This window comes from Alloalcanivorax marinus (assembly GCF_016785095.1).
Lineage (GTDB): Bacteria > Pseudomonadota > Gammaproteobacteria > Pseudomonadales > Alcanivoracaceae > Alloalcanivorax > Alloalcanivorax marinus_A.
This window is the reverse complement of record NZ_JAEKJB010000008.1, coordinates 469652-490105: the sequence shown is the minus strand read 5'-3', so window position 1 is coordinate 490105 and position 20454 is coordinate 469652. Positions and strand designations below refer to the sequence as shown.

Below are 20454 nucleotides of genomic sequence, written 5' to 3'. Positions count from 1 at the left end.
GGTGGGAGTATAGCGAGAAAGAGAGGTTTGCACGCAACACGCAACACGCTACACGCACGCGCTTCGCGCTACACGCAAACACGCCAAGCCTTTGGGCGAGGGTTTTGACTTCGCGTGCAAGCGTGCTTGCGTGTAGCGCGTGCGTGCTGCGTGTTCGTGTTGCCCCTTAAGCCCCGAACAGCCCCTTGAAGAAGTAGAAAAACAGAATCGACAGCAGCGCTCCGGCCGGGAGCGTCACCACCCAGGAGGTGAAGATGGTGCCGATCACGCGCAGGTTCAGCGAACCGATGCCGCGCGCCATGCCAACGCCCAGCACCGCGCCCACCAGGGTGTGGGTGGTGGAGATCGGCAGGCCGGTGCCGGAGGCCAGCACCACGGTGGTGGCGGCGCCCAGCTCGGCGGCGAAGCCGCGGCTGGGGGTCAGGGCGGTGATCTTGGTGCCCACGGTGGCCATCACCCGGGCGCCGAGAAGGGCCAGGCCGAAGACGATGCCCATGGCGCCCACCAGCAGAATCCAGCTGGGCATTTCAGCGGCCTCGCCGATGGCGCCCTCGTTGACAATGACGCTGTTGATGGCGGCCAGCGGCCCCACCGCGTTCGCCACGTCGTTGGAGCCATGGGCGAAGGCCATGGCGCAGGCGGTGAAGATCATCAGTACCGCGAAGATGCGTTCCACGGAGCTGTAGCGGAAGTCCTTGTCGGCTTCCGGGTCCGGCTTGATGCGCGACAGGATGGCGCCGCCCAGCAGCGCCACCGCCACACCGCCGATCAGTGCCCAGGCCAGGCTGGCGCCGAAGCTCACGTCCAGACCGATGTGTTTGAGGCCTTTCACCAGCGTCACGGCGGTGAGCACGTAGCCGACCAGGAACATGTAGAAGGGCACCACTCGTTTGGCGCGCTGGAAGGGGTCGTCGTGATTGAGCACCAGGCGGTGCACGCTTTTGATCAGGAAGAAGGAAATAAAGCCGGCCAGCAGTGGAGAAGTGATCCAACTGGCGACGATGGAGCCCACTTTCTCCCAGTGCACCGCGTCCATGCCCACGCCAACGGCGGCGAACCCGACGATGGCGCCGACGATGGAGTGGGTGGTGGACACCGGCCAGCCGGCCCAGGATGCCACCACCAGCCAGATCCCCGCCGCCAGCAGCGCGGCCAGCATGCCGTAGATCAGATAATGCGGTGTCTCGCTGAACACGCCGGCGTCGACGATGCCCTTGCGCACCGTGGCGGTGACCTCGCCACCGGCCAGGTAGGCGCCGGCGAATTCGAAGATGATGGCGATCAGAACCGCCTGCTTCACGGTCAGCGCGCCGGCGCCCACCGAGGTTCCCATGGCGTTGGCGACATCATTGGCCCCCACGCCCCAGGCCATCAGGAAGCCGAACGCGCCGGCGATAAGCAGCATCAGCATGCTGTGTTCGAGCATCCACTCCATTGAGGAACCCCTGGTCTTGGTGCTGAGTGGTTTTTACCGGGCGAGCAGCAGTTGCAGACGGCCGCCCACCTTCTGGGCCCGGTCGGCCAGGTCGCCGATCCAGTCGATGATTTTGTAGAGAAAGATCACGTCCACCGGCGGCAGCTCGGCTTCCAGCTTGAACAGCTGCGAGCGGATGATGATCTGTTGCTCATCATTGGCCCGTTCCAGGCGGTCGAGCTCTTCGATGAGGTCCTCCACCAGCCGGATCTCACGACCGCTGAAGCCGGTTTCCACCAGCTCATCCAGCTCGTTGATCGCCTTGCGGGCCTGGGCGGAGGTGTCGATGGCGCCCTGCAGATAGTCGTTCATGGCGGTGGCCAGGGAGGCGGGGATGGTCATCTGCCGGCCCAACATCAGCCCGGCGATGTCCTTGGCCTTGTTGGCCACCTTGTCCTGAACGCTGACCAACTCCAGCAAATCGGAGCGTGGCACCGGCAGGAACAGGCTCTTGGGCAGGTTGAGGCGAAACTGCTTCTTCATTTCGTCGGCCTGGTTTTCCAGGTCGGCGACGCGCTGGCGCGCGGCCTTGGCGCGCTCCCAGTCACTGGCGCTGATGGCGGCGAAGAAATCACCCAGCCCCACTGCGCATTCATGCACCGTGTCGTAGTGCTGTTGCAGGGGTTTGATGGGGGAGCGGCCGAACAGGCCGGCGATCGAGCTTCCGAAGGACATGGGGGTCACCCTGTAACGGAAAGGTCATATTTATGGGGCGCGAGTATAGAGGGGATGCCGCGACCCGTCCACGGGACCCCGGCCAGGGCCTGGCCGGGACCGGTTCAGATTCCGATGAATCGGGGATGGCGGCAAGCCCCGGCGCGGACTACAGTGGCCTGAAACCGAACCAAGCAGGGGGAACATCGTGTCCGTCACCGCCGTGCCCGCGCACCGCCAGGGCCAGGAAGTGGACGTCCGCTGGGTGATGCGCGAGCTGCTCGAGGAGCAGCGCGTCAGCCGCGAGGACTTCAATGTCATTTCCACCACGCCGCGGGAGAACAAGGAACTCAACTGGCATCCGCTGGAAGTGGTGGCCAAATACCGGCTGGTGGACCTGAGCCATGGCCAGCGGGTGCTGGACATGGAGTTCCTGTCGCGATGGCTGGCGGAAAAAAGCGGCCTGCCGCTGTATCACATCGACCCTCTCAAGGTGGATGTGGACCAGGTGACCCGGGTGATGAGCTACGCCTTCGCCGAGCGCCACGGCATCGTTGCCCTGGAGAGCCTTCGCGACCGGGTGGTGGTGGCCTGCGACCAGCCGTTCAAGCTGGATTGGCGGGAACACCTGCGCCAGGTGCTCGGTGATCGCGAGCTGGAAACGGTGTTCGCCAACCCGGAGCAACTGCGCCGCTACCGCATCGAGTTCTACAACCTGAGTCGTTCCATCGCCGGCGCCGCCCGCGCCGGAGGCCAGGAACTCTCCAATATCACCAACTTCGAGCAGTTGCTGGAGGTGGGCAAGGGGCACCACGACGCCGACGATCAGCACATCGTCAACATCGTCGACTGGATTCTGCAGTACGCCTTCTCGCAGCGCGCCAGCGATATCCATCTGGAGCCCCGCCGGGACCAGGGGCGCATGCGCTTTCGCATCGACGGCGTGCTTCATGACGTCTACGAATTGCCGGCGGCGATCATGGCGGCGGTGACCAGCCGCCTGAAGATTCTCTCCCGGCTTAACGTGGCGGAGAAACGCAAGCCCCAGGACGGTCGCCTGAAGACCAAATCCCCGGATGGCGACGAGGTGGAGTTGCGTATTTCCACTCTGCCCACCGCCTTCGGCGAGAAGATGGTGATGCGCATCTTCGACCCGGACGTGCTGGTGCGCAGCTTCGCCCAGCTCGGCTTCAGCCGCGAGGACCACGAGCACTGGCGGGCCATGACCGGCCACACCCATGGCATCGTGTTCGTCACCGGCCCCACCGGTTCCGGCAAGACCACCACCCTGTACTCCACCCTCAAGCAACTGGCCACCAGCGAGGTCAATGTCTGCACCATCGAGGACCCCATCGAGATGGTGGAGCCCAGCTTCAACCAGATGCAGGTGCAGGCCAATATCGAAGTGGATTTCGCCCAGGGCGTGAAGGCCATGCTGCGCCAGGACCCGGACATCATAATGATCGGCGAGATCCGCGACCTGGCCACCGCCGACATGGCGATCCAGGCGGCGCTCACCGGCCACCTGGTGCTGTCCACCCTGCACACCAACGACGCGCCGTCGTCCATTACCCGGCTGGCGGATCTGGGCGTGCCTCCCTATCTGATTTCGGCCACGGTGATCGGCGTCATGGCCCAGCGTCTGGTGCGGACCCTGTGCCCGCACTGCAAGGCGCCGGCGAAGCCGGACCCGGCGGCCTGGCAGGAGCTGGTGCGCCCGTTCAAGATGGCCATGCCGGACACCGTCCATCAGCCGGTGGGTTGCCTGGAATGCCGGGGCACCGGCTATTTGGGCCGCATGGGCGTGTACGAGACGATGCCCTTCAACGGCGCCCTCAAGGGCATGGTGGGGCGCGGCGAGGACCTGGAGACCCTGACCCGCCAGGCGGTCAAGAATGGCATGAGGCCGCTGCGCATCAGCGGCGCCCGCAAGGTGGCCCAGGGCCTCACCACCATCGAGGAAGTGATGCGGGTGACCCCGTCCCAGGACGTGCTGCTGTGATCCTTGGAGAATGCAGGAGCGGCCGCTTCTTGGATTGGCTTTCCCCTCAAGGCCGTGGACAATAGCCCACCATGACGGATCCTGACTATTCGAGCCTGCCCGACGAACTCTCCGTGCTGGTGACCCGGCACTGGCAGCGTTTTCAGGAGGTGGGCCACGCTCTCCCCGACGACCTGTTGAACGACCTGCCCCGTGTGTGGGCCGGCTCCGACTACGTGGCCGAGCAATTCATCCGCGACCCGGAGCTGGGCGAATGGCTCGCCGCCAGCCCGTTGCGACGACGGCTGGACGGCAGCGAGCTGGGCGGGCAGGTGCGCGAGGCGGTGATGGCGTGTGACGACGAGGACGCTCTCAAGGCGACCCTGCGGCGCCTGCGTCATCGCCACATGGTGCGGTTGATCTGGCGCGATCTGGCCGGCCTGGCGGACTACCATGCCACCGTGGCCGACCTGTCCTTGCTGGCCGACACCCTGATCGACACCGCCCTGGAGCGGCTGCACGGTTGGGCCTGCGAGCGCAACGGCACGCCCCGTGACGAGCATGGCGACCCGGTCCGGCTGGTGGTGCTGGCCATGGGCAAGCTGGGCGCCCGGGAGCTCAACCTGTCCTCGGACATCGACCTGATTTTCGCCTACGAGCACGAGGGGGAGATCCCCGGCGAGCGTCGCAACCTCACCCACCATCAGTTCTTCCTGCGTCTGGGTCAGCAGTTGATCAAGGTGCTCGACCAGAACACCGCCGACGGCTTCGTGTTCCGCGTGGACATGAGGCTCCGCCCCTGGGGCAAGAGCGGCGCCCTGGCGATCGGCTTCGACGCCATGGAGCACTACTACGAAAACCAGGGTCGCGAATGGGAGCGCTACGCGCTGATCAAGATGCGCCCGGTGGCCGGCGATCTGGGCGCTGGCGCCCGCCTGATCGAGCGGCTCAATCCGTTCGTGTACCGTCGCTACATCGATTACGGCGCGTTTGAATCCCTGCGCGAGATGAAAGCGCTGATCGAGCGGGAGGTGAACCGCAAGGGCATGCAGGCGGACGTCAAGCTGGGCGCCGGTGGCATCCGCGAGGTGGAGTTCATCGTGCAGGCGTTCCAGTTGATCCGGGGTGGTCAGCTCCCGGCCCTGCGCGAGCCCAACCTGATCAGGATGCTGCCGCGCCTGGCCGAGGAGGGCATGCTGCCCGAGGACGTGGTCGCCGAGCTGGGTGACGCCTATGTATTCCTGCGCGACGTGGAGCACCGTTTGCAGGCGGTGGCCGACCGCCAGACCCAGCGCCTGCCGGACGACGAACTGGGCTGGCAGCGCCTCACCTTCGCCATGGATTTTTCCGCCCGCCCGGCCTTCGAGCGTGCTTTACGCCGTCATCGCGAGCAGGTGCGCTTCCACTTCAGCCAGGTGATCGCCGACCCCCAGGAAGAAACCGAGGTGTCCGAGGGCGACCAGGAGCTGCTTGACCTGTGGCTGGGGCAGCTTGATCGCGACGACGCGGTGGCGCGCCTGGCCGGGGTGGGCGTCCAGGAACCCGAGGAGGTGCTGGCGGCCCTGGAAGGCCTGCGCGAATCGCGGGCGGTGATGAACATGCAGCGCATCGGCCGTGAACGTCTCGACCGGCTCATGCCGTTGCTGCTGGAAGCCCTGGGCTACCAGGGCCACGGCAAGGTCACCGCCGAGCGGCTGGTGGCCTTTATCGAGGCGGTGGCGCGGCGCAGCGCCTACATCGCGCTGCTGGTGGAGAACCCGGGAGCGCTCACGCAACTGGTCAAGCTGTCCGGGGCGAGCCCCTGGATCGCCGAACGCCTGGCCCGTCACCCGGTGTTGCTCGATGAACTGCTGGACGTCAGCACCCTCTACTCGCCACCCAACCGCGCCCAGCTCGACGACGAACTGCGCCAGCAATTGCTGCGCGTGGCCGAGGACGACCTGGAACAGCAGATGGAGGTGCTGCGTAACTTCAAGCAGGCCCACCTGCTGCGCGTGGCCGCCTCCGAGGTCACCGAGGTGCTGCCGCTGATGAAGGTCAGCGACTACCTTACCTGGCTGGCCGAGGCGATTCTCAACCAGGTGGTGCTGCTTGCCTGGGAGCCCCTGGTGGAGCGCCATGGCCGCCCCGAGCGCACCGACGGTCAACCCTGCAACCCGGATTTCGTGGTGGTGGGCTACGGCAAGCTGGGCGGCATCGAGCTGGGTCACAATTCCGACCTGGATCTGGTGTTCCTGCACGACGCCGCCTCCGGCGGCGGCACCGACGGCGACAAGCCGGTCTCCAACGAGCAGTTCTATGCCCGCCTGGGCCAGCGTATCGTGCATATCCTTTCCACCCGCACCATGAGCGGCCAGCTCTACGAGGTGGATACCCGATTGCGGCCCAGCGGCAGCGCCGGCCTGTTGGTGTCGTCCATGGACGCTTTCCGCAAATACCAGCTCAACGATGCCTGGACCTGGGAACACCAGGCCCTGGTGCGTGCCCGGGTGGTGGCCGGCTGCAGCCGCGCCCGGGAGCGGTTCGATGCCATCCGCCACGACGTTCTGTGCCAGAGCCGGGACGCCGGCAGCCTGCGCCGCGATGTGCTGGCCATGCGCGAGAAGATGGTCGACCACCTGGCCGCGAGTCAGCCGGGCCGGTTCCATCTCAAGCAGGATCCGGGAGGTATCGTCGATATCGAATTTATGGTGCAATATGGTGTACTTAGATGGGCCTCCTCCCACGGTGAACTGACCCGGTTCACCGACAACGTGCGGCTTCTTGAAACCCTCGCCGCCCTGGAATTGATGCCGGCTCAGGATGCCGGCCTGCTGCGGGAAGCCTACCTGGCTTACCGGTCCGCGGCTCATCGCGCTTCACTGCGCAAGGAAAAATCCATCGTCGACGACTCCCAGTTCCGCGATCTGCGGGAGGGGGTGCGGGCGACATGGGAACAATGGTTTGCGGACGCCTAACCCTATTTGAATGAGGAGAAAAACCGCCATGTCCATGGCTGATCGAGACGGTGTTATCTGGTTGGATGGCGAGCTGGTTCCGTGGCGCGATGCCAAGATCCACGTGCTGACCCACACCCTGCATTACGGCATGGGCGCGTTCGAAGGGGTGCGGGCCTACGAAACCGACCGTGGTCCGGCGATCTTCCGTCTCAAGGAACACACCGACCGGTTGTTCAACAGCGCCAAGATCCTGTCCATGAAGGTGCCCTTCACCAAGGAGCAGATCAACGACGCCCAGACCACCGTGATCCGTGAAAACAAGCTGCCCCACGCCTACCTGCGTCCGCTGGTGTTCTACGGCAGCGAGGCCATGGGCCTGCGCGCCAACGGCCTGTCCGTGCACGTCGCGGTGGCCGGCTGGGAATGGCCGTCCTACATGTCGCCGGAAGCGCTGGAACTGGGCATCAAGGTGCGCACCTCCAGCTACACTCGTCACCACGTCAACATCACCATGTGCAAGGCCAAGTCCTCCGGCAGCTACATGAACTCCATGCTGGCGCTCAACGAAGCCCTGTCCGGCGGTGCCGACGAGGCCCTGCTGCTGGACAACGAAGGCTACGTGGCGGAAGGCTCCGGCGAGAACGTGTTCGTGATCCGGGATGGCGTGCTGCACACCCCGGAGTTGACCTCCTGCCTGGACGGCATCACCCGCAAGACCATCATCGAGTTGGCCGAGGAGCGCGGCTACAAGGTGCGTGAGCGGCGCATCACCCGCGATGAGCTGTACATCGCCGACGAGGCGTTCTTCACCGGCACCGCCGCCGAGGTGACCCCGATCCGCGAGCTGGATGGTCGTATCATCGGTGAAGGCAAGCGCGGGCCGATCACCGAGGAACTGCAGTCGGTGTACTTCGATCTGGTGCGCGGCAAGTCCGACCAGCACCGGGACTGGCTCACCTTCGCGTCCTGAACCGAGTGACGGAACCGGCGCGCCCGCGCATTCTGGTGGTCGGCCCATCCTGGGTGGGCGACATGGTGATGGCGCAGACCCTGTTCGCCGATCTCAAGCGCCAGGGTGACTGCGACATCGACGTGTTGGCGCCGGCCTGGTGCCGGCCGCTGCTGTCGCGCATGCCCGAGGTGCGCCGGCCTCTGGATCTGCCGTTCGGCCATGGTGAGCTCAAGCTGCGCCAGCGCCGCGCCGAGGGCCGCGCTCTGCGTGGCCGCTATGACCGCGCCTATGTGTTGCCCAACTCCCTGAAATCAGCGCTGCTGCCGTTCTGGGCCCGGGTGCCCCGGCGCACCGGTTGGCGGGGTGAAATGCGCTACGGCCTGCTCAACGACGTGCGTACCCTGGACAAGGAACGCTACCCGCTGATGGTGCAGCGTTTCGTGGCCCTGGCCCGGGCGCCGGATGCCCCGGTGCCGACCCTGGACGAGATTCGCCCGCCGCACCTGGAGGTGGACCCACTGGCCGTGGACGCCGCCCGGGAGCAGCACGATCTGGCCGCTGACCGTCCGGTACTGGGACTGTGCCCCGGCGCCGAGTTCGGCCCCGCCAAGCGCTGGCCGGAATATCACTACGCCGCCGTGGCCCGGGACTGGATCGAGAAAGGCGGGCGGGTGTGGCTGTTCGGCTCCGGCAAGGACCGGCCGGTGGCGGACGCCATCATCGCCGATCTGCCCGAGGCCCAGCGCGGTGAAACCCGCATCCTGGCCGGCGCCACCAGCCTGGAGCAGGCGGTGGATCTGCTGTCCGCCACCGATGCCGTGGTCAGTAACGATTCCGGGCTGATGCACATCGCCGCCGCCCTGAACCGGCCCCTGGTGGCGGTGTACGGCTCCACCTCGCCGGGCTTCACGCCGCCGCTCGGCGACCGGGTGGCGATGGAACGCCTGGGGCTGGATTGCAGCCCCTGTTTTCAGCGCGAGTGCCCCCTGGGCCACCTCAACTGCCTGCGTCAGCTGGAGCCGGACCGGGTGATCCGGGCGTTGGCCGGCTTGTCCGACGACGCCGCATAGGGGACGCTACACCGTTATGCGCGTCCTTCTGATCAAGACGTCGTCGATGGGCGACGTCATCCATACGCTTCCGGCCATCACCGACGCGGCCCGGGCATTGCCCGGGCTGCGTCTGGACTGGGTGGTGGAAGCGCCGTTCGCCGACCTGGCCGGGCGCCACCCCGCCGTGGACCGGGTGTTGCCCAGCCGGCTGCGCGAATGGCGCCGGCACCCGCTGCGGGCCCGCCGTAGCGGTGAATGGGGCGGCTTCAAGGAGGCCCTGCGCGAACACAACTATGACACGGTCATTGATGCACAGGGTTTGATCAAGAGCGCCTTCGTGACCCGCTTGGCCAAAGGGCCCAAGTATGGCCTGGACCGTATTTCCGCCCGCGAAGGGTTGTCCGCCCGGGTGCTTGATCACCCGTTGCCGGTGCCCCGGGGCGGCCACGCGGTGACCCGGGTGCGCACCCTGTTCGCCCTGGCGCTGGGTTACCCGCTGCCCGACGACGATCCGGATTATGGGTTGGTGCGCGAGCACACGCCGCGTCCGCTCACCGAGCCCGGCGCCGAGCTGGTGTTCTGCCACGGCACCACCTGGCCCACCAAGCATTACCCGGAAGCCTATTGGCGGGCCCTGGCGGAAAAGGCCGCCGGCGCCGGCCACCGGGTGCATCTCCCCTGGGGCAATGACGTGGAACGGGCGCGCGCGGAGCGGCTGGCCCGGGACCTGGACGGCGTTGCCGTGCTGCCGCGCCTGTCGCTGTCGGCGCTCACCGACAGGTTGCTGCACTGGGACGCCTTCGTCGCCGTGGACACCGGCCTGGCCCATCTGGCCGCCGCCGCCGGCTTGCCCGGGGTCGGCCTGTACGGGCCCACCGATCCTCGTCTCACCGGCGTGTGGGGCCCGCGCGCCCGATCCCTGGCGGCGGAGTTTCCCTGCGCCCCCTGTGTGCAGGAGAAATGCACTTACCGGGGCAGCCTGGGCCAGGGGGTGGAGCCGCCCTGTTTCAGCAGTTTGAAACCGCACCGGGTGTGGCAACGGCTGATCGAGGTGAGCGGGCCATGAAGCTGGCGTTCCTGTTGTTCGAGTATTTCCCCTACGGTGGGCTGCAGCGCGACATGCTGGCCATCGCCGAGGCCGCCGAGGCGCGTGGCCACCAGGTGACGGTATTCACCCGCGCCTGGCACGCCGAACGGCCCGCGATGCCCCGGGTGGAAACCGTGGCGGTGGCCGCGCGCAGCAATCACGGCCGTGACGCCGCCTTCGTGGCGGCGGTGCGGGGCCGGCTGGCCGGTTTCGACCGGGTGGTGGGGTTTAACAAGATGCCCGGGCTGGACTGGTACTACGCCGCCGACGGTTGCCTGGCGGCCCGTTACCGGGGACCGCGTCGCTGGCTGCCACGTTATCGCAGCAAGCTGGCCATGGAGGCGGCGGTGTTCGACCCGGCCGCGGCCACCGGCGTGCTGTCCATCTCACCGCTGCAACGGGCCCTCTACCAGCGTCACTACGGCACCCCGGACGCCCGTTTCGTGGACCTGCCGCCGGGCATCCGCCACGATCGCGCCCTGCCGGAAGATTACGCCCTGCGCCGCGCCCGCCTGCGCACCGAGCTGGGCATTGGTGAAACCACGCCGATACTGTTGTTCGTGGGCTCCGGGTTCCGCACCAAGGGGCTGGACCGGGCGATCCGCGCCCTGGCCCGGCTGCCGGAGGAAACCCGCCTGTTCGTGGTGGGTGACGACAACGCCGGACCCTACCGGCGCCTGGCCCGGCGCCTGAACGTGGACAGCCGGGTACGCTTCATGGGCGGTCAGGACAACGTGCCCGAGTGGCTGTGGTCGGCGGATTTGCTGATCCACCCGGCCTACGCCGAGAATACCGGTACGGTGCTGCTGGAAGCCGCCGTGGCCGGCCTGCCGGTGCTGACCACCCGCGCCTGCGGCTACGCCGGCTATATCCGTGACGGCGGCCTGGGCCGGGTGCTGGGCGACCCGGACGGCGAGGAACTGGCCGCGGCCGCCACCGACCTGCTGGCGCGCCCCCGGGATTACTGGCGGGAACAGGGCCGGCGCTTCGCCGCCGACGCCGACATATACGGCCTGGTGGAGCGCGCCGTGGACGCCATCGAACAGGACGCCACTGAACAAAAGGAACCGCGATGACCCTTTACCTGCGCGACGACCTGGCCCGGGCCTGGGACGGCCAGGACCCCTTCGAGCAGGCGGCGCGCCAGCGCGGCGATGTGTTCCGCGCCCGCGAAGGGCGGCGCACCCTGCGCTTCGAGGCCGGCGGCCGGCACTATTTCCTCAAGTACCACGCCGGCATCGGCTGGAAGGAAATCTTCAAGAATCTGAGCCAGGCCAAGCTGCCGATTCTGGGGGCCCTGTCCGAGGTGCGCGCCATTCGCGCCCTGGAAAACGCCGGCGTGGCCACCTTGAGCATCGCCGGTTACGGCCAGCGTGGCGGCAACCCGGCGCGGCGCCGGTCGTTCCTGGTCACCGACGAACTGATGCACACCATCAGCCTGGAAGAGCTCGGCGAACGCTGGCGCACCGACCCGGGCCCGGCGCCGTTCAAGTGGGCCCTGATACACCGGGTCGGCGAGATCGCCAAGGCGATGCACGACGCCGGCGTCAATCACCGGGATTTCTACCTGGGGCATTTTCTGATCGCGCGCTCGGCGGTGGAACGCCACGACGCCAGCGCGCCGCTCCATCTGATCGACCTGCACCGCTCCCAGGTCCGTGGCCGGGTGCCGCGCCGGTGGCGGGTCAAGGACATCGGTGGCCTGTATTTTTCCACCGCCCGGCTCGGGCTGACCCGCCGTGACCTGCTGCGCTTCGTGCGCGCCTACACCGACATGCCGCTGCGCGATGCCCTGCCGGACAAGGCTCGTTTGCTGGCGGCCAGCCGCCATGAAGGTGAACGCATCTATCGTCGCTACTTCGAGAAGGAGCCGGGTTTCCCGCTGCCATTCAGCGAACACCCGGGCAAGGATATATGAGCGGCGCTCCCGGTTTCTCGATCGTCATTCCGGCCTACAACTACGCCCACGTCATCGAGCGGGCGCTGGCCTCCGCCGTGGCGCAGGAGTACGCGCCCTTCGAGGTGATGGTGATCAACGACGGCTCCACCGATGACACCGCCGAGGTGCTGGCGGAGCTGGCCCGGCGGCTGCCCGTGCCGTTCCGTGTCATCGACCAGGACAACGCCGGCCTGGCGGCGGTGCGTAACCGGGGCGTTCGCGAGGCCGGCCACGACTGGCTGCTGTTTCTGGACGCCGACGATGAATTGTGCGCCGGTGCCCTCCGCCGGCTGGCGGACACCATCATCGCCAGGCCGGCTGCGCGCATGATTATCGGTGGTCACCTGGCCGACGATGGCCGGCGCCGGGACCGCATCACGCCGCCGCCGGTGAGCGACGATCCGCGCGGTAACTTCCAGGCCTACCTGGACAAGACCCTGACGCTGTCCAACGGCGCTTGCGCCATGCACCGGGAGCTGTTCACGCGCACTGCCTACGATCCGGCCCTGCGTCACACGGAGGACCTGCCGGTGTTCGCCCATGTGCTGGCGAATTACCCGGTGGCGGTTTGTCCGGAGCCGGTGGCCGTGATCCATAAGCACTCGGACAGTATGCGCCATGATCTGGATGCCGCCCTGGCGGTGGGCATGGACCTGGAGGCGATAATCTTCGACAACAATGGCCTGCCGGAATGGGCCGCCGGGGACCGGCGCCGTTACCGTGCCCGCCGGGCGATCTCCCTGCTCAAGCTGGCGGACCGTCATCGGCGCCCGGAGCTGGTGCGGCGCTTTTTCCGCATCGCGTTGCGCGCCGACTGGCGCCAGGCATTGCATCCACGCTATCTGCGCCGCTATCTTGCCAGCTTGATCCGAGGGACCGGGGACCGGACTTGAGCGGCGACGACAGCACTCCCACCTACGACGATTGGCACGATCTGGCCCGTCGCGACTGGCGCAGCGCCGGTCTGTTCACGGTTTCCGTGGGCAGCCGGCCGCTGCGCGCCGAGGCGATCCTGCGCCACCTGCCCGGGCGGCGCCTGGCGGTGCGCGCCCAATGGCGCGGCGAGACCGTGTTCGCCAAACTTTTCTTTGCTGGCCACCAGGACGAAGCGCGCCGGGAAGTGGCTCGTCACCGGGAACTGATCGAGGCCGGTCTGGCGGTGCCGGCACTGCTCTATGAAGGCTTTGACAGCCATGGGGCGGTGCTGGTCACCGACTGGGTAGCCGGCCAGTCCGGTCAGGCGGCCCTGCGCGGCGAGCAGGGTGTGGCGCTCGGCGAGGACCTGCTGGACAGTTTGTTCAGCCTTTACCAGGCCGGTCTGCGCCAGCTCGATCTGCACCTGGACAACTTCCTGTACGATGGAGAACGCTTCCTGGTCATCGACGCTGGCGAGATGGCGCCCCTGCCCGGCGGCCTGCGCGCCGAGCCGGCGATCCTCGACAACCTGGCGCTGTTCTGTGCCCAACTGCCCCTGGATCTTCGCGACGCTCTGATGGAGAAGGTCGTCGAGCGCCTGCGCCGCACCGGCATCAGCCCGGCGCCGCTGGCCGCCATGGTGCGGCGGCGCAGCAACCGCCGGCTGAGCAGCGCGATGAGAAAGTGGCGCCGTGAATCCTCCGCCATCGGTGTGTGGAGCGAAAACGACGAGGACTGGTTGTACCGCCGCGCACTGGCCGACGACGAGCGCGATGCCCTGGCCGACGCGCTCCGCGAGCCGGCGTCGTTGCCGAGCATCAAGCAGGGCAGCCGTATCAGCGTGTACGGCGACGACCGCTGGATCATCAAGCATTACCGGGAAACCGGCTGGAAGGCGCGCCTGCGGCGCCGTTTGTTCCGGGGGCGTGGTGACGTGTCCTGGGTGATGGGTTGGACCTGGGCGCTGCTCGGCGTGCCCACGCCGCGCCCGGTGATGCTGCGCCGCTGCCCGGACGGCCAGGCGGTGATCGCTTTCCCTCGCCTGCCCGGCGAGCCGCTCAGCCGGCTGATGGAAGAGCAGCGCGAACGGGCGCTGCGGGTGGCGCCCACCGTTTTGTCCTGGCTGGACCGGTTGCACCGCACTGGCTTCTGGCACGGCGACACCAAGGCTCAGAATATGCTGGTGGATGATGCCGACAACCCGTCTTTCATCGATCTGGACGGCGCCGGTTTCAGCCCCTGGCGGCACCGTGCCATGGGTAAGGGCGCCCGGGAAAACCGGCGCTTCGAGGCGAACTGGTCGCAGTTCTCCGAGCAGTAAGGTTGCTCAGGGCAGGCTGGCGACCGGGGTTGGCGCCTTGCCCCGGGCCAGCGCCACGATGGTGTCCGCCAGGCTGGCCACGGGGCGCTCCCGGTGTTCGATGTGATGGCGGGCGAAGGCATCCAGGCGCGCTGCCCAGTCCCGCCCGTCCCCGTTCAGGCTGGCCATGGCCTGTTCCAGCCCTTGCGGGGTCGTTACCCGGGGCAGTCCGAACCGTTCGCATTGGAAATAATCCGGGTGCTGGCCCAGCACCATCACCGGCACGCCGGCGATGGCGCAGTCGATGATGGCGTTGGTATAGCCGCTCCACACCGCCGTGATCGCGGCCATCGCCTGTTCCAGGGTTTCCCCTTCCGGGCGCATGCGGATCGCCAGGTCGCTGCCGGCCCAGTCGCGCCAGGGACGGCCGCTGCCACGCGGGTGCGGGCGCACCCACAGGGTCCAGTCCGGATGCGCCGCCAGCCACTGGCGGGCCAACTCACAGCTCTGCCGGTAGGCGTCACCGTCTTCCTCATCGGGGCCGGCGCCGAGAAACAGCAGCGCCTTTGAAGGCGCGGTGGCCGGGTCGCGCGGCGCGGGCAGCGGAAAATAGGGCCCCGCGAAAAGTACTTGGGTGTCGCCAAACCCGGGCTCGCCCTGGCGCAGGTATTCCAGTGAGCTGTTGCCGAACACCGCGTAGTAATCGAAGTCGTGGAAGCGCAGCTTGCTGGACTGATCGCTAAGGATGCCGTGGGCGAGATGGAGAATCCGCGTTTGCGGTGGCCGGAAGGCGCGCAGGAAGGTGCTTACTGGCGAACCGTTGCGCTCGGTAAGAATCACCCGGGCCCGGTGGCGCGCCAGCAAATCGCAGGCATGGGCGGCGGCGGCGTATAGCGGCGCCGGGACCGGCCGGGGAGGTGGGCGCAGCGCCCGGCGATCGTCGCCAGCCACGGTTTCCGCGACGCTCAGACCGGCTTGGCGCAGTGCGTCCAGCAGGGCTGCTTTGCGGCCCAGGCGGCGGGATTTTTCCGAGGGGTGGACCAACAGCACATCGCAAGCATGGGGCGTCACCGGCGGGTTGCGTGAAAGCCCGCGTGCCCACAGGCCGCGCAGGCTCTCGCGTAGCCACCAGATCGCCCGGTCCGGCGCTGGGCGGTGGGCGGTCAGATGGCGTTGCAGTGCCTTGAAGTGCGGGTCGTCGCGCATCCGTAGCCGGTCCCCCGGGAGTGTCGGTCAGGCGGGCCGCCGCTGGCGTTGCGTGCAGGCCGCCAGCAGCGCCATGGGAATCCATACGCTGGGCCAATTGTACATAAAGGGTGTGTACGGATGGACGCCGTCGAACAGTACCGCGGTCAGCCCGGTGGCCAGGGCCGCCAGGGCGAGATGGGCTTTATACCCGGGGTACAGAGAGCGCCACGCCGAGGGCAGCCAGATCATGATCCACAGCGCCAGCCCCACGAACCCCAGATAATAAAGCACCGACAGGTAATAATTATGCGGGTGGCTGTACACATCCGGCCTGCCGTTATCCGGCCGGATGATGTGAAGGTCCGGCATCTGGCCGGCCATGGCGTGGCCAAACAGGGGCCGCTCGGAGATGGCGTTCCAGGTTTCGGTCCAGATCGCGAAGCGGTTGCTGGCGCCGCGCTCGACGATGATGTCCGGTTTGATCACGAAGATCGAACCGATGATCACGCCGACCAGAAGTAACGGCACGATCAGTTTCTTCTTCAGCGTCACCAGCGGCAGGATCAGGCAGCCCGCCACCAGCGCCACCAGGGTCGAGCGTCGCTGGTTGGCGATCAGATAGACCACGATCATCAGGGTGGCGGCGTAAGGGGCGAGCCGCACCATCAGGCTCTGGGGTAACCGGGACGCGGCCAGGAAGGCGAAGAACGGCAGCGTCACGAAGTACATGCTGGCATGCAGTTGGTTGGTGGAGAGGGTGATGAAGCGGTTGATATGGAACACTTCGAAATTGCCGTACAACTGATCCGAGAACGGCCGCCCGACGACGAAGTAGTAGCAGTAGAAATCCACCATCGCCACCAGGGCGCCGAACAGAATGCCGCCCAGCAGGGCGCGCCAGAACAGGGTGGCATGGGTGCGCAGAATCGCCTGGGTAAAGGCGAACAGGGTGAAAATCTGGAAGAAGGCGCGGGTGAAGCGGGTCACGTTGGGTTGTTCGGCGAAGAAGGTGGAGGCGGTGGCGAACACCAGGAACACCAGCAACCACAGGTTCTGCTTCAGGAAGCCGCGCACATCGCTCAGATGCACCCGGACGGCGTACACGAAGGCGGGCACGAAAAACAACACATCGAGTACGTTAAGCAGCCGCGGGCGGCGGTCGAACATCAGCAGACCGCCGAAAAACAGGCAGAATGACACCGTCATCCACACCAGCAGCAGCTTTTCTTTTCTAGTCATTCAGGCACTCCATGGGGTGGGGAGCTCGTTCGGGAAAGCGCTCGTCACGGCCGCACTCTTGTTGTCAGGGACGATACGGTGAGCGCCCGTCCGGTTGGTGCTTGAAGCGCTTGTGCACCCACAGGTACTGCTCCGGGTGCTTGCGCACATAGTGTTCGATGGTGCGGTTGATGCGCGCGGTATCCGCCTCGTCGTCGCCGCCCGGGAAATCCTCCAGGGGCGCGCCGAACTCGATTTCGTAGCGTCCCCCGGGCAGCCGGTAATGAGCGCACGGGATGACCACCGCCTTGCCCATTCTGGCGATGCGGCTGGTGGCGGTGATGGTGGCCGCCGGCACGCCGAAAAAGGGCACGAACACCGCGTGCCGGGTGCCGTAGTCCTGGTCCGGCGCATACCAGACCACTTCGCCCTGGCGCAGCAGTCGCACTGTCTGGCGCAGGTCGTTGCGGTCCACGGAATGGTTCACCCAGGCGCCCCGTCCCTCGGAGATCAGCTTATCCAGCAGGGGGTTGTCGTTGGGACGATAGACCACGCTGAAGCGAAAGAATTTCCCCAGCAGGCGGCTGCCCACGTCAATCGAGTTGAAGTGCATGCCCAGCAGCAGCACGCCACGACCTTCCGCGCGGGCCGCTTCCAGGTGCTCCAGGCCGGTGACGTTCAGGCGCTCGCCCAGGTCGATGCGCCGGTTGTGGAAGCTGCCCGCCATCTCCAGGATCGCCTCGCCGGTGCTGACCATCACCTGGCGCGCCAGGCGCTCGCGTTCCGCCTCGGACAGTTCCGGGAAGCACAGCTTCAGGTTGATCAGGGCGACCCGGCGACGGTCCCGGGCCAGATACCAGGCCAGCCGGCCCACGCCGCGTCCGGTGGCCAGCAGCAGATCCCAGGGCAACTGCCCGATCAGCCAGAACAGAGCCAGCCCCAGGCGTGTGGGCCACAGGCGCGGGTCGGCGGGATGCGCGGGGCGTTGGCGGCGCTTACCCATGCGTTAGCGGAGCGGCGGAAGCCGGGAGTCGCGGTGGCTGAGGCTGGCCAGCATCAGACCCAGGGGCAGCCACAGGCACATCCAACTGGGATGGAAGGGCACCAGCAGGTAGGCACCGGCGCTGAGCATGGTCAGCAGGCCGGGCAGCAGGCTGACCAGAAACACGGCGCCTTCGCGGTGCTTCTGGTCGCTGTCGGGCAGGTTCCAGGCGGGCACCGCCCAGGCCGCCAGGAACAGCACCAGACCGATCAGGCCGGTGCTGTGGATCACCGCCAGCAGAATGTTGTTGGGGTGCGGCAGCACGCGCAGGCCATCGGGGATGCCCTCGAGCAGCGAATCACCGCCCTCCTGGCTAAAGCCGTTGCCGAAAATCGGGTGGCTGAAATACATTTGCGCCTGGCGCAGCACCTCGAAGTCCAGTGCCAGGTACAGCGCCACGGCGCCGGCCAGGGCGGCCAGTACCCGCTGGCCGTAACGCAGCAGTATCCAGCCCAGGGCCATCACCAGCAGCATGATGCCGGTGTGGGCCTGCACCGCCACCAGGAAGGTGAAGCCCACCAGAGCGCCGGCGCCACGGCGCGCGCCCTTGGGAGTCAGGCCTTCATCCAGGGCCTGGGCGAGCAGGATGAACGAGGGCGCCACCAGGCCCATGGTGCTGATCAGCGGGCCGGGCTGGGGCAGATTGAAGATCAGGCTGGCCGGCTCGCTGAACAGGGGGCTATCCAGGGGCTGGATGGTGTAATAGCTGACCATGATCACCGCCAGTACCACCATGGCGGTCATGGCGCCGTTGGCCAGGGACAGCTTCAGGGTGTTGCGGTAATACAGATGCAGCCAGCGCAGCATGCCCACCAGGATCACCACCTGGACCACCGCGCGCACCGTGCGCGAGGCATTCACGTCCTCGGCCCACAGCATGCTCAGCATGGTCCAGCCCAGGAAGGCGTATAAAGGCACCAGCCAGGGGTCGAGCAGCAGCTTACGGTCGCCGCTCACCAGGGCGCGGGTGAGCAGCGTCAGGGAAGGCACGAAGAACAGCACATCGACGACGTTGAGCAGAGCCACCCGGGAGTGGAACAGAAAGGGGCCGGTGAACATCACCGCGAAGGAGACCGTCAGCCACAGTCTTAACCATCTGCCCTGCTGCGCGTTGTGGCGCAATGCCGTCATAGAGTTCCGTCCCGTTCGATATGCAACAACCGGCCGGCGCGGCGTGCCCGCGGCGGCGAGCGGGAAAGTGTACTCAGCCCGGCTGCCCGCATCCACCGCTATGCTACACTTCGCGGCTATCATGAGCCTAGATGGAGTAGGGCGATGCCCAACCTGGAGATCCCTCCGTTCGGCCAGGCCCGGGTCCTGGTGGCCGGTGACGTCATGCTCGACCGCTACTGGCACGGCCCCACCGGTCGCATCTCACCGGAAGCACCGGTGCCGGTGGTACGTGTCACCGAGCTGGAGGATCGCCCCGGCGGCGCCGCCAACGTGGCCCTGAACATGGCGGCCCTGGGCGCCCGCGCCGAGTTGGTGGGCATCACCGGCGACGACGAGGCCGCCGGCATCCTGCGGGAGCGCCTGGCCGCCGCCGACGTCACCTGCGATTTCCAGAAAGTGCCCGGGCTGCCCACCATCACCAAATTAAGGGTGGTGAGCCGCCAGCAGCAACTGCTGCGTCTGGACTTCGAGGAATCCTTCCTGGACCAGGACCCGGCGCCGTTCGCGGACAAGGTGCACGCCCGGTTGGCCGGCTGCGGCGCCCTGGTGCTTTCCGATTACGCCAAGGGCGCCCTGCGTGATTGCCCGGGGCTGATCCGGCTGGCCCGGGAGGCCGGCGTGCCGGTGCTGGTGGACCCCAAGGGCAGCGATTTCGAGCGCTATCGCGGCGCCACCCTGCTGACCCCGAATCTATCCGAGTTCGAGGCGGTGGTGGGCCCGGTTCCCGATGAGAAGACCCTGGCGGAGAAAGGCCAGGCGCTGATGGCGGAGCTGGACCTGGAGGCGCTGCTGGTGACCCGCAGTGAGCGCGGCATGACGTTGCTGCGCGCTGGCCAGCCGGAGCGCCATCTGCCCACCCACGCCCGCGAGGTGTTCGACGTCACCGGCGCCGGCGATACGGTGATCTCCACCCTGGCGGTGGCCCTGGCCGCCGGCGCGCCCCTGGAGGACGCCGTGGCTCTGGCCAACATCGCCGCCGGCATCGTGGTCGGCAAGCTGGGCACCGCCGTGGTCAGCGCCCCGGAACTGCGCCGGGCGGTGCACCAGGCCGGTGGCCCGGGTCGCGGCGCGATGACCGAGGAGCAGTTGCTGCTGGCCATCGAGGACGCCCGCGCCCAGGGCGAGACCATCGTGTTCACCAACGGCTGCTTCGACATCATCCACGCTGGCCATGTGGGCTACCTGGATTCCGCCCGCCGCCTGGGCGACCGGCTGGTGCTGGCGGTCAACAGCGACGAGTCGGTGAAGCGGCTGAAAGGGCCGGGCCGGCCGATTAATCCCCTGGACCGCCGCATGGCGGTGCTGGCGGCGCTTGAAGCGGTGGACTACGTGGTGGCGTTCGATACCGACACCCCGGAGCCGCTGCTGGAGAAGATCAAGCCGGACGTGCTGGTCAAAGGCGGCGATTACACCGTGGACCAGGTGGTGGGCGCGCCCATCGTGCAGGCCTACGGCGGGCGCGTCGAGGTGCTCGATTTCGCCGAGAATATCTCCACCACCCACATCGTGCAGCGCATCCGGGGCGAGTGACCGCTCGCGT

General features: G+C 67.2%; 16 protein-coding genes. 10 read left to right on the top strand and 6 right to left on the bottom strand.

The features are described from left to right. Window positions 1-166 precede the first annotated feature (166 nt). Window positions 167-1435 (bottom strand): inorganic phosphate transporter, encoded by a 1269-nt coding sequence (locus JF515_RS09285; RefSeq protein WP_203103481.1) that lies wholly within the window; start codon window positions 1433-1435, stop codon window positions 167-169. Window positions 1436-1468: 33 nt separating this feature from the next. Continuing rightward, complete coding sequence (locus JF515_RS09280) at window positions 1469-2149, bottom strand: TIGR00153 family protein (RefSeq protein WP_203103479.1); 681 nt, start codon at window positions 2147-2149, stop codon at window positions 1469-1471. Window positions 2150-2396: 247 nt separating this feature from the next. Here JF515_RS09280 and JF515_RS09275 point away from each other — a divergent pair, with 247 nt between their 5' ends. The 9 genes from JF515_RS09275 (at window position 2397) to JF515_RS09235 (ending at window position 14314) form a co-directional block, all read left to right on the top strand. Further along, complete coding sequence (locus tag JF515_RS09275) at window positions 2397-4130, top strand: GspE/PulE family protein (RefSeq protein WP_203104527.1); 1734 nt, start codon at window positions 2397-2399, stop codon at window positions 4128-4130. 71 nt (window positions 4131-4201) lie between these two features. Then, the gene (gene glnE, locus JF515_RS09270) at window positions 4202-7066 is read left to right on the top strand and encodes a bifunctional [glutamate--ammonia ligase]-adenylyl-L-tyrosine phosphorylase/[glutamate--ammonia-ligase] adenylyltransferase (protein ID WP_203103477.1); all 2865 of its coding nucleotides are present in this window, start codon (window positions 4202-4204) and stop codon (window positions 7064-7066) included. A gap of 28 nt (window positions 7067-7094) precedes the next feature. Further along, window positions 7095-8018, top strand: coding sequence for a branched-chain amino acid transaminase (locus JF515_RS09265; protein ID WP_203103475.1), 924 nt, complete (start codon window positions 7095-7097; stop codon window positions 8016-8018). Window positions 8019-8023: 5 nt separating this feature from the next. After that, the gene (waaF, locus tag JF515_RS09260; protein WP_203103473.1) at window positions 8024-9070 is read left to right on the top strand and encodes a lipopolysaccharide heptosyltransferase II; all 1047 of its coding nucleotides are present in this window, start codon (window positions 8024-8026) and stop codon (window positions 9068-9070) included. A 16-nt stretch (window positions 9071-9086) separates the two neighbouring features. After that, the gene (waaC, locus tag JF515_RS09255; RefSeq protein ID WP_203103471.1) at window positions 9087-10118 is read left to right on the top strand and encodes a lipopolysaccharide heptosyltransferase I; all 1032 of its coding nucleotides are present in this window, start codon (window positions 9087-9089) and stop codon (window positions 10116-10118) included. Further along, a complete protein-coding gene (locus tag JF515_RS09250; protein ID WP_203103469.1) occupies window positions 10115-11215 on the top strand; it encodes a glycosyltransferase family 4 protein in 1101 nt (366 codons plus the stop codon). The genes waaC and JF515_RS09250 overlap by 4 nt, the downstream gene beginning before the upstream one ends. Beyond that, a complete protein-coding gene (rfaP, locus tag JF515_RS09245; protein ID WP_203103467.1) occupies window positions 11212-12057 on the top strand; it encodes a lipopolysaccharide core heptose(I) kinase RfaP in 846 nt (281 codons plus the stop codon). Before JF515_RS09250 ends, rfaP begins: the two co-directional genes overlap by 4 nt. Then, window positions 12054-12971, top strand: coding sequence for a glycosyltransferase family 2 protein (locus tag JF515_RS09240; protein ID WP_203103465.1), 918 nt, complete (start codon window positions 12054-12056; stop codon window positions 12969-12971). Before rfaP ends, JF515_RS09240 begins: the two co-directional genes overlap by 4 nt. Continuing rightward, window positions 12968-14314 carry a phosphotransferase gene (locus JF515_RS09235; RefSeq protein WP_203103463.1) on the top strand — a complete coding sequence of 449 codons (1347 nt, stop codon included), beginning with the start codon at window positions 12968-12970 and terminating at the stop codon, window positions 14312-14314. Before JF515_RS09240 ends, JF515_RS09235 begins: the two co-directional genes overlap by 4 nt. Window positions 14315-14320: 6 nt before the next feature. Here JF515_RS09235 and JF515_RS09230 read toward each other — a convergent pair whose 3' ends face one another. The 4 genes from JF515_RS09230 to JF515_RS09215 all read right to left on the bottom strand — a co-directional run bounded on the left by JF515_RS09230 (window position 14321) and on the right by JF515_RS09215 (window position 18872). Further along, window positions 14321-15499: a hypothetical protein gene (locus JF515_RS09230; protein WP_203103461.1), complete on the bottom strand. Its 1179-nt coding sequence runs from the start codon at window positions 15497-15499 to the stop codon at window positions 14321-14323. Window positions 15500-15526: 27 nt separating this feature from the next. Then, window positions 15527-16720 carry an O-antigen ligase family protein gene (locus JF515_RS09225; protein WP_203103459.1) on the bottom strand — a complete coding sequence of 398 codons (1194 nt, stop codon included), beginning with the start codon at window positions 16718-16720 and terminating at the stop codon, window positions 15527-15529. 64 nt (window positions 16721-16784) lie between these two features. After that, a complete protein-coding gene (gene lpxL / locus JF515_RS09220) occupies window positions 16785-17702 on the bottom strand; it encodes an LpxL/LpxP family Kdo(2)-lipid IV(A) lauroyl/palmitoleoyl acyltransferase (RefSeq protein WP_203103457.1) in 918 nt (305 codons plus the stop codon). Window positions 17703-17705: 3 nt separating this feature from the next. Further along, window positions 17706-18872: a hypothetical protein gene (locus tag JF515_RS09215; protein ID WP_203103455.1), complete on the bottom strand. Its 1167-nt coding sequence runs from the start codon at window positions 18870-18872 to the stop codon at window positions 17706-17708. 144 nt (window positions 18873-19016) lie between these two features. On the opposite strand from JF515_RS09215, the gene hldE reads away from it, so the two are divergent. After that, window positions 19017-20444 carry a bifunctional D-glycero-beta-D-manno-heptose-7-phosphate kinase/D-glycero-beta-D-manno-heptose 1-phosphate adenylyltransferase HldE gene (gene hldE, locus JF515_RS09210; protein WP_203103453.1) on the top strand — a complete coding sequence of 476 codons (1428 nt, stop codon included), beginning with the start codon at window positions 19017-19019 and terminating at the stop codon, window positions 20442-20444. The last annotated feature ends 10 nt before the right edge of the window (window positions 20445-20454 follow it).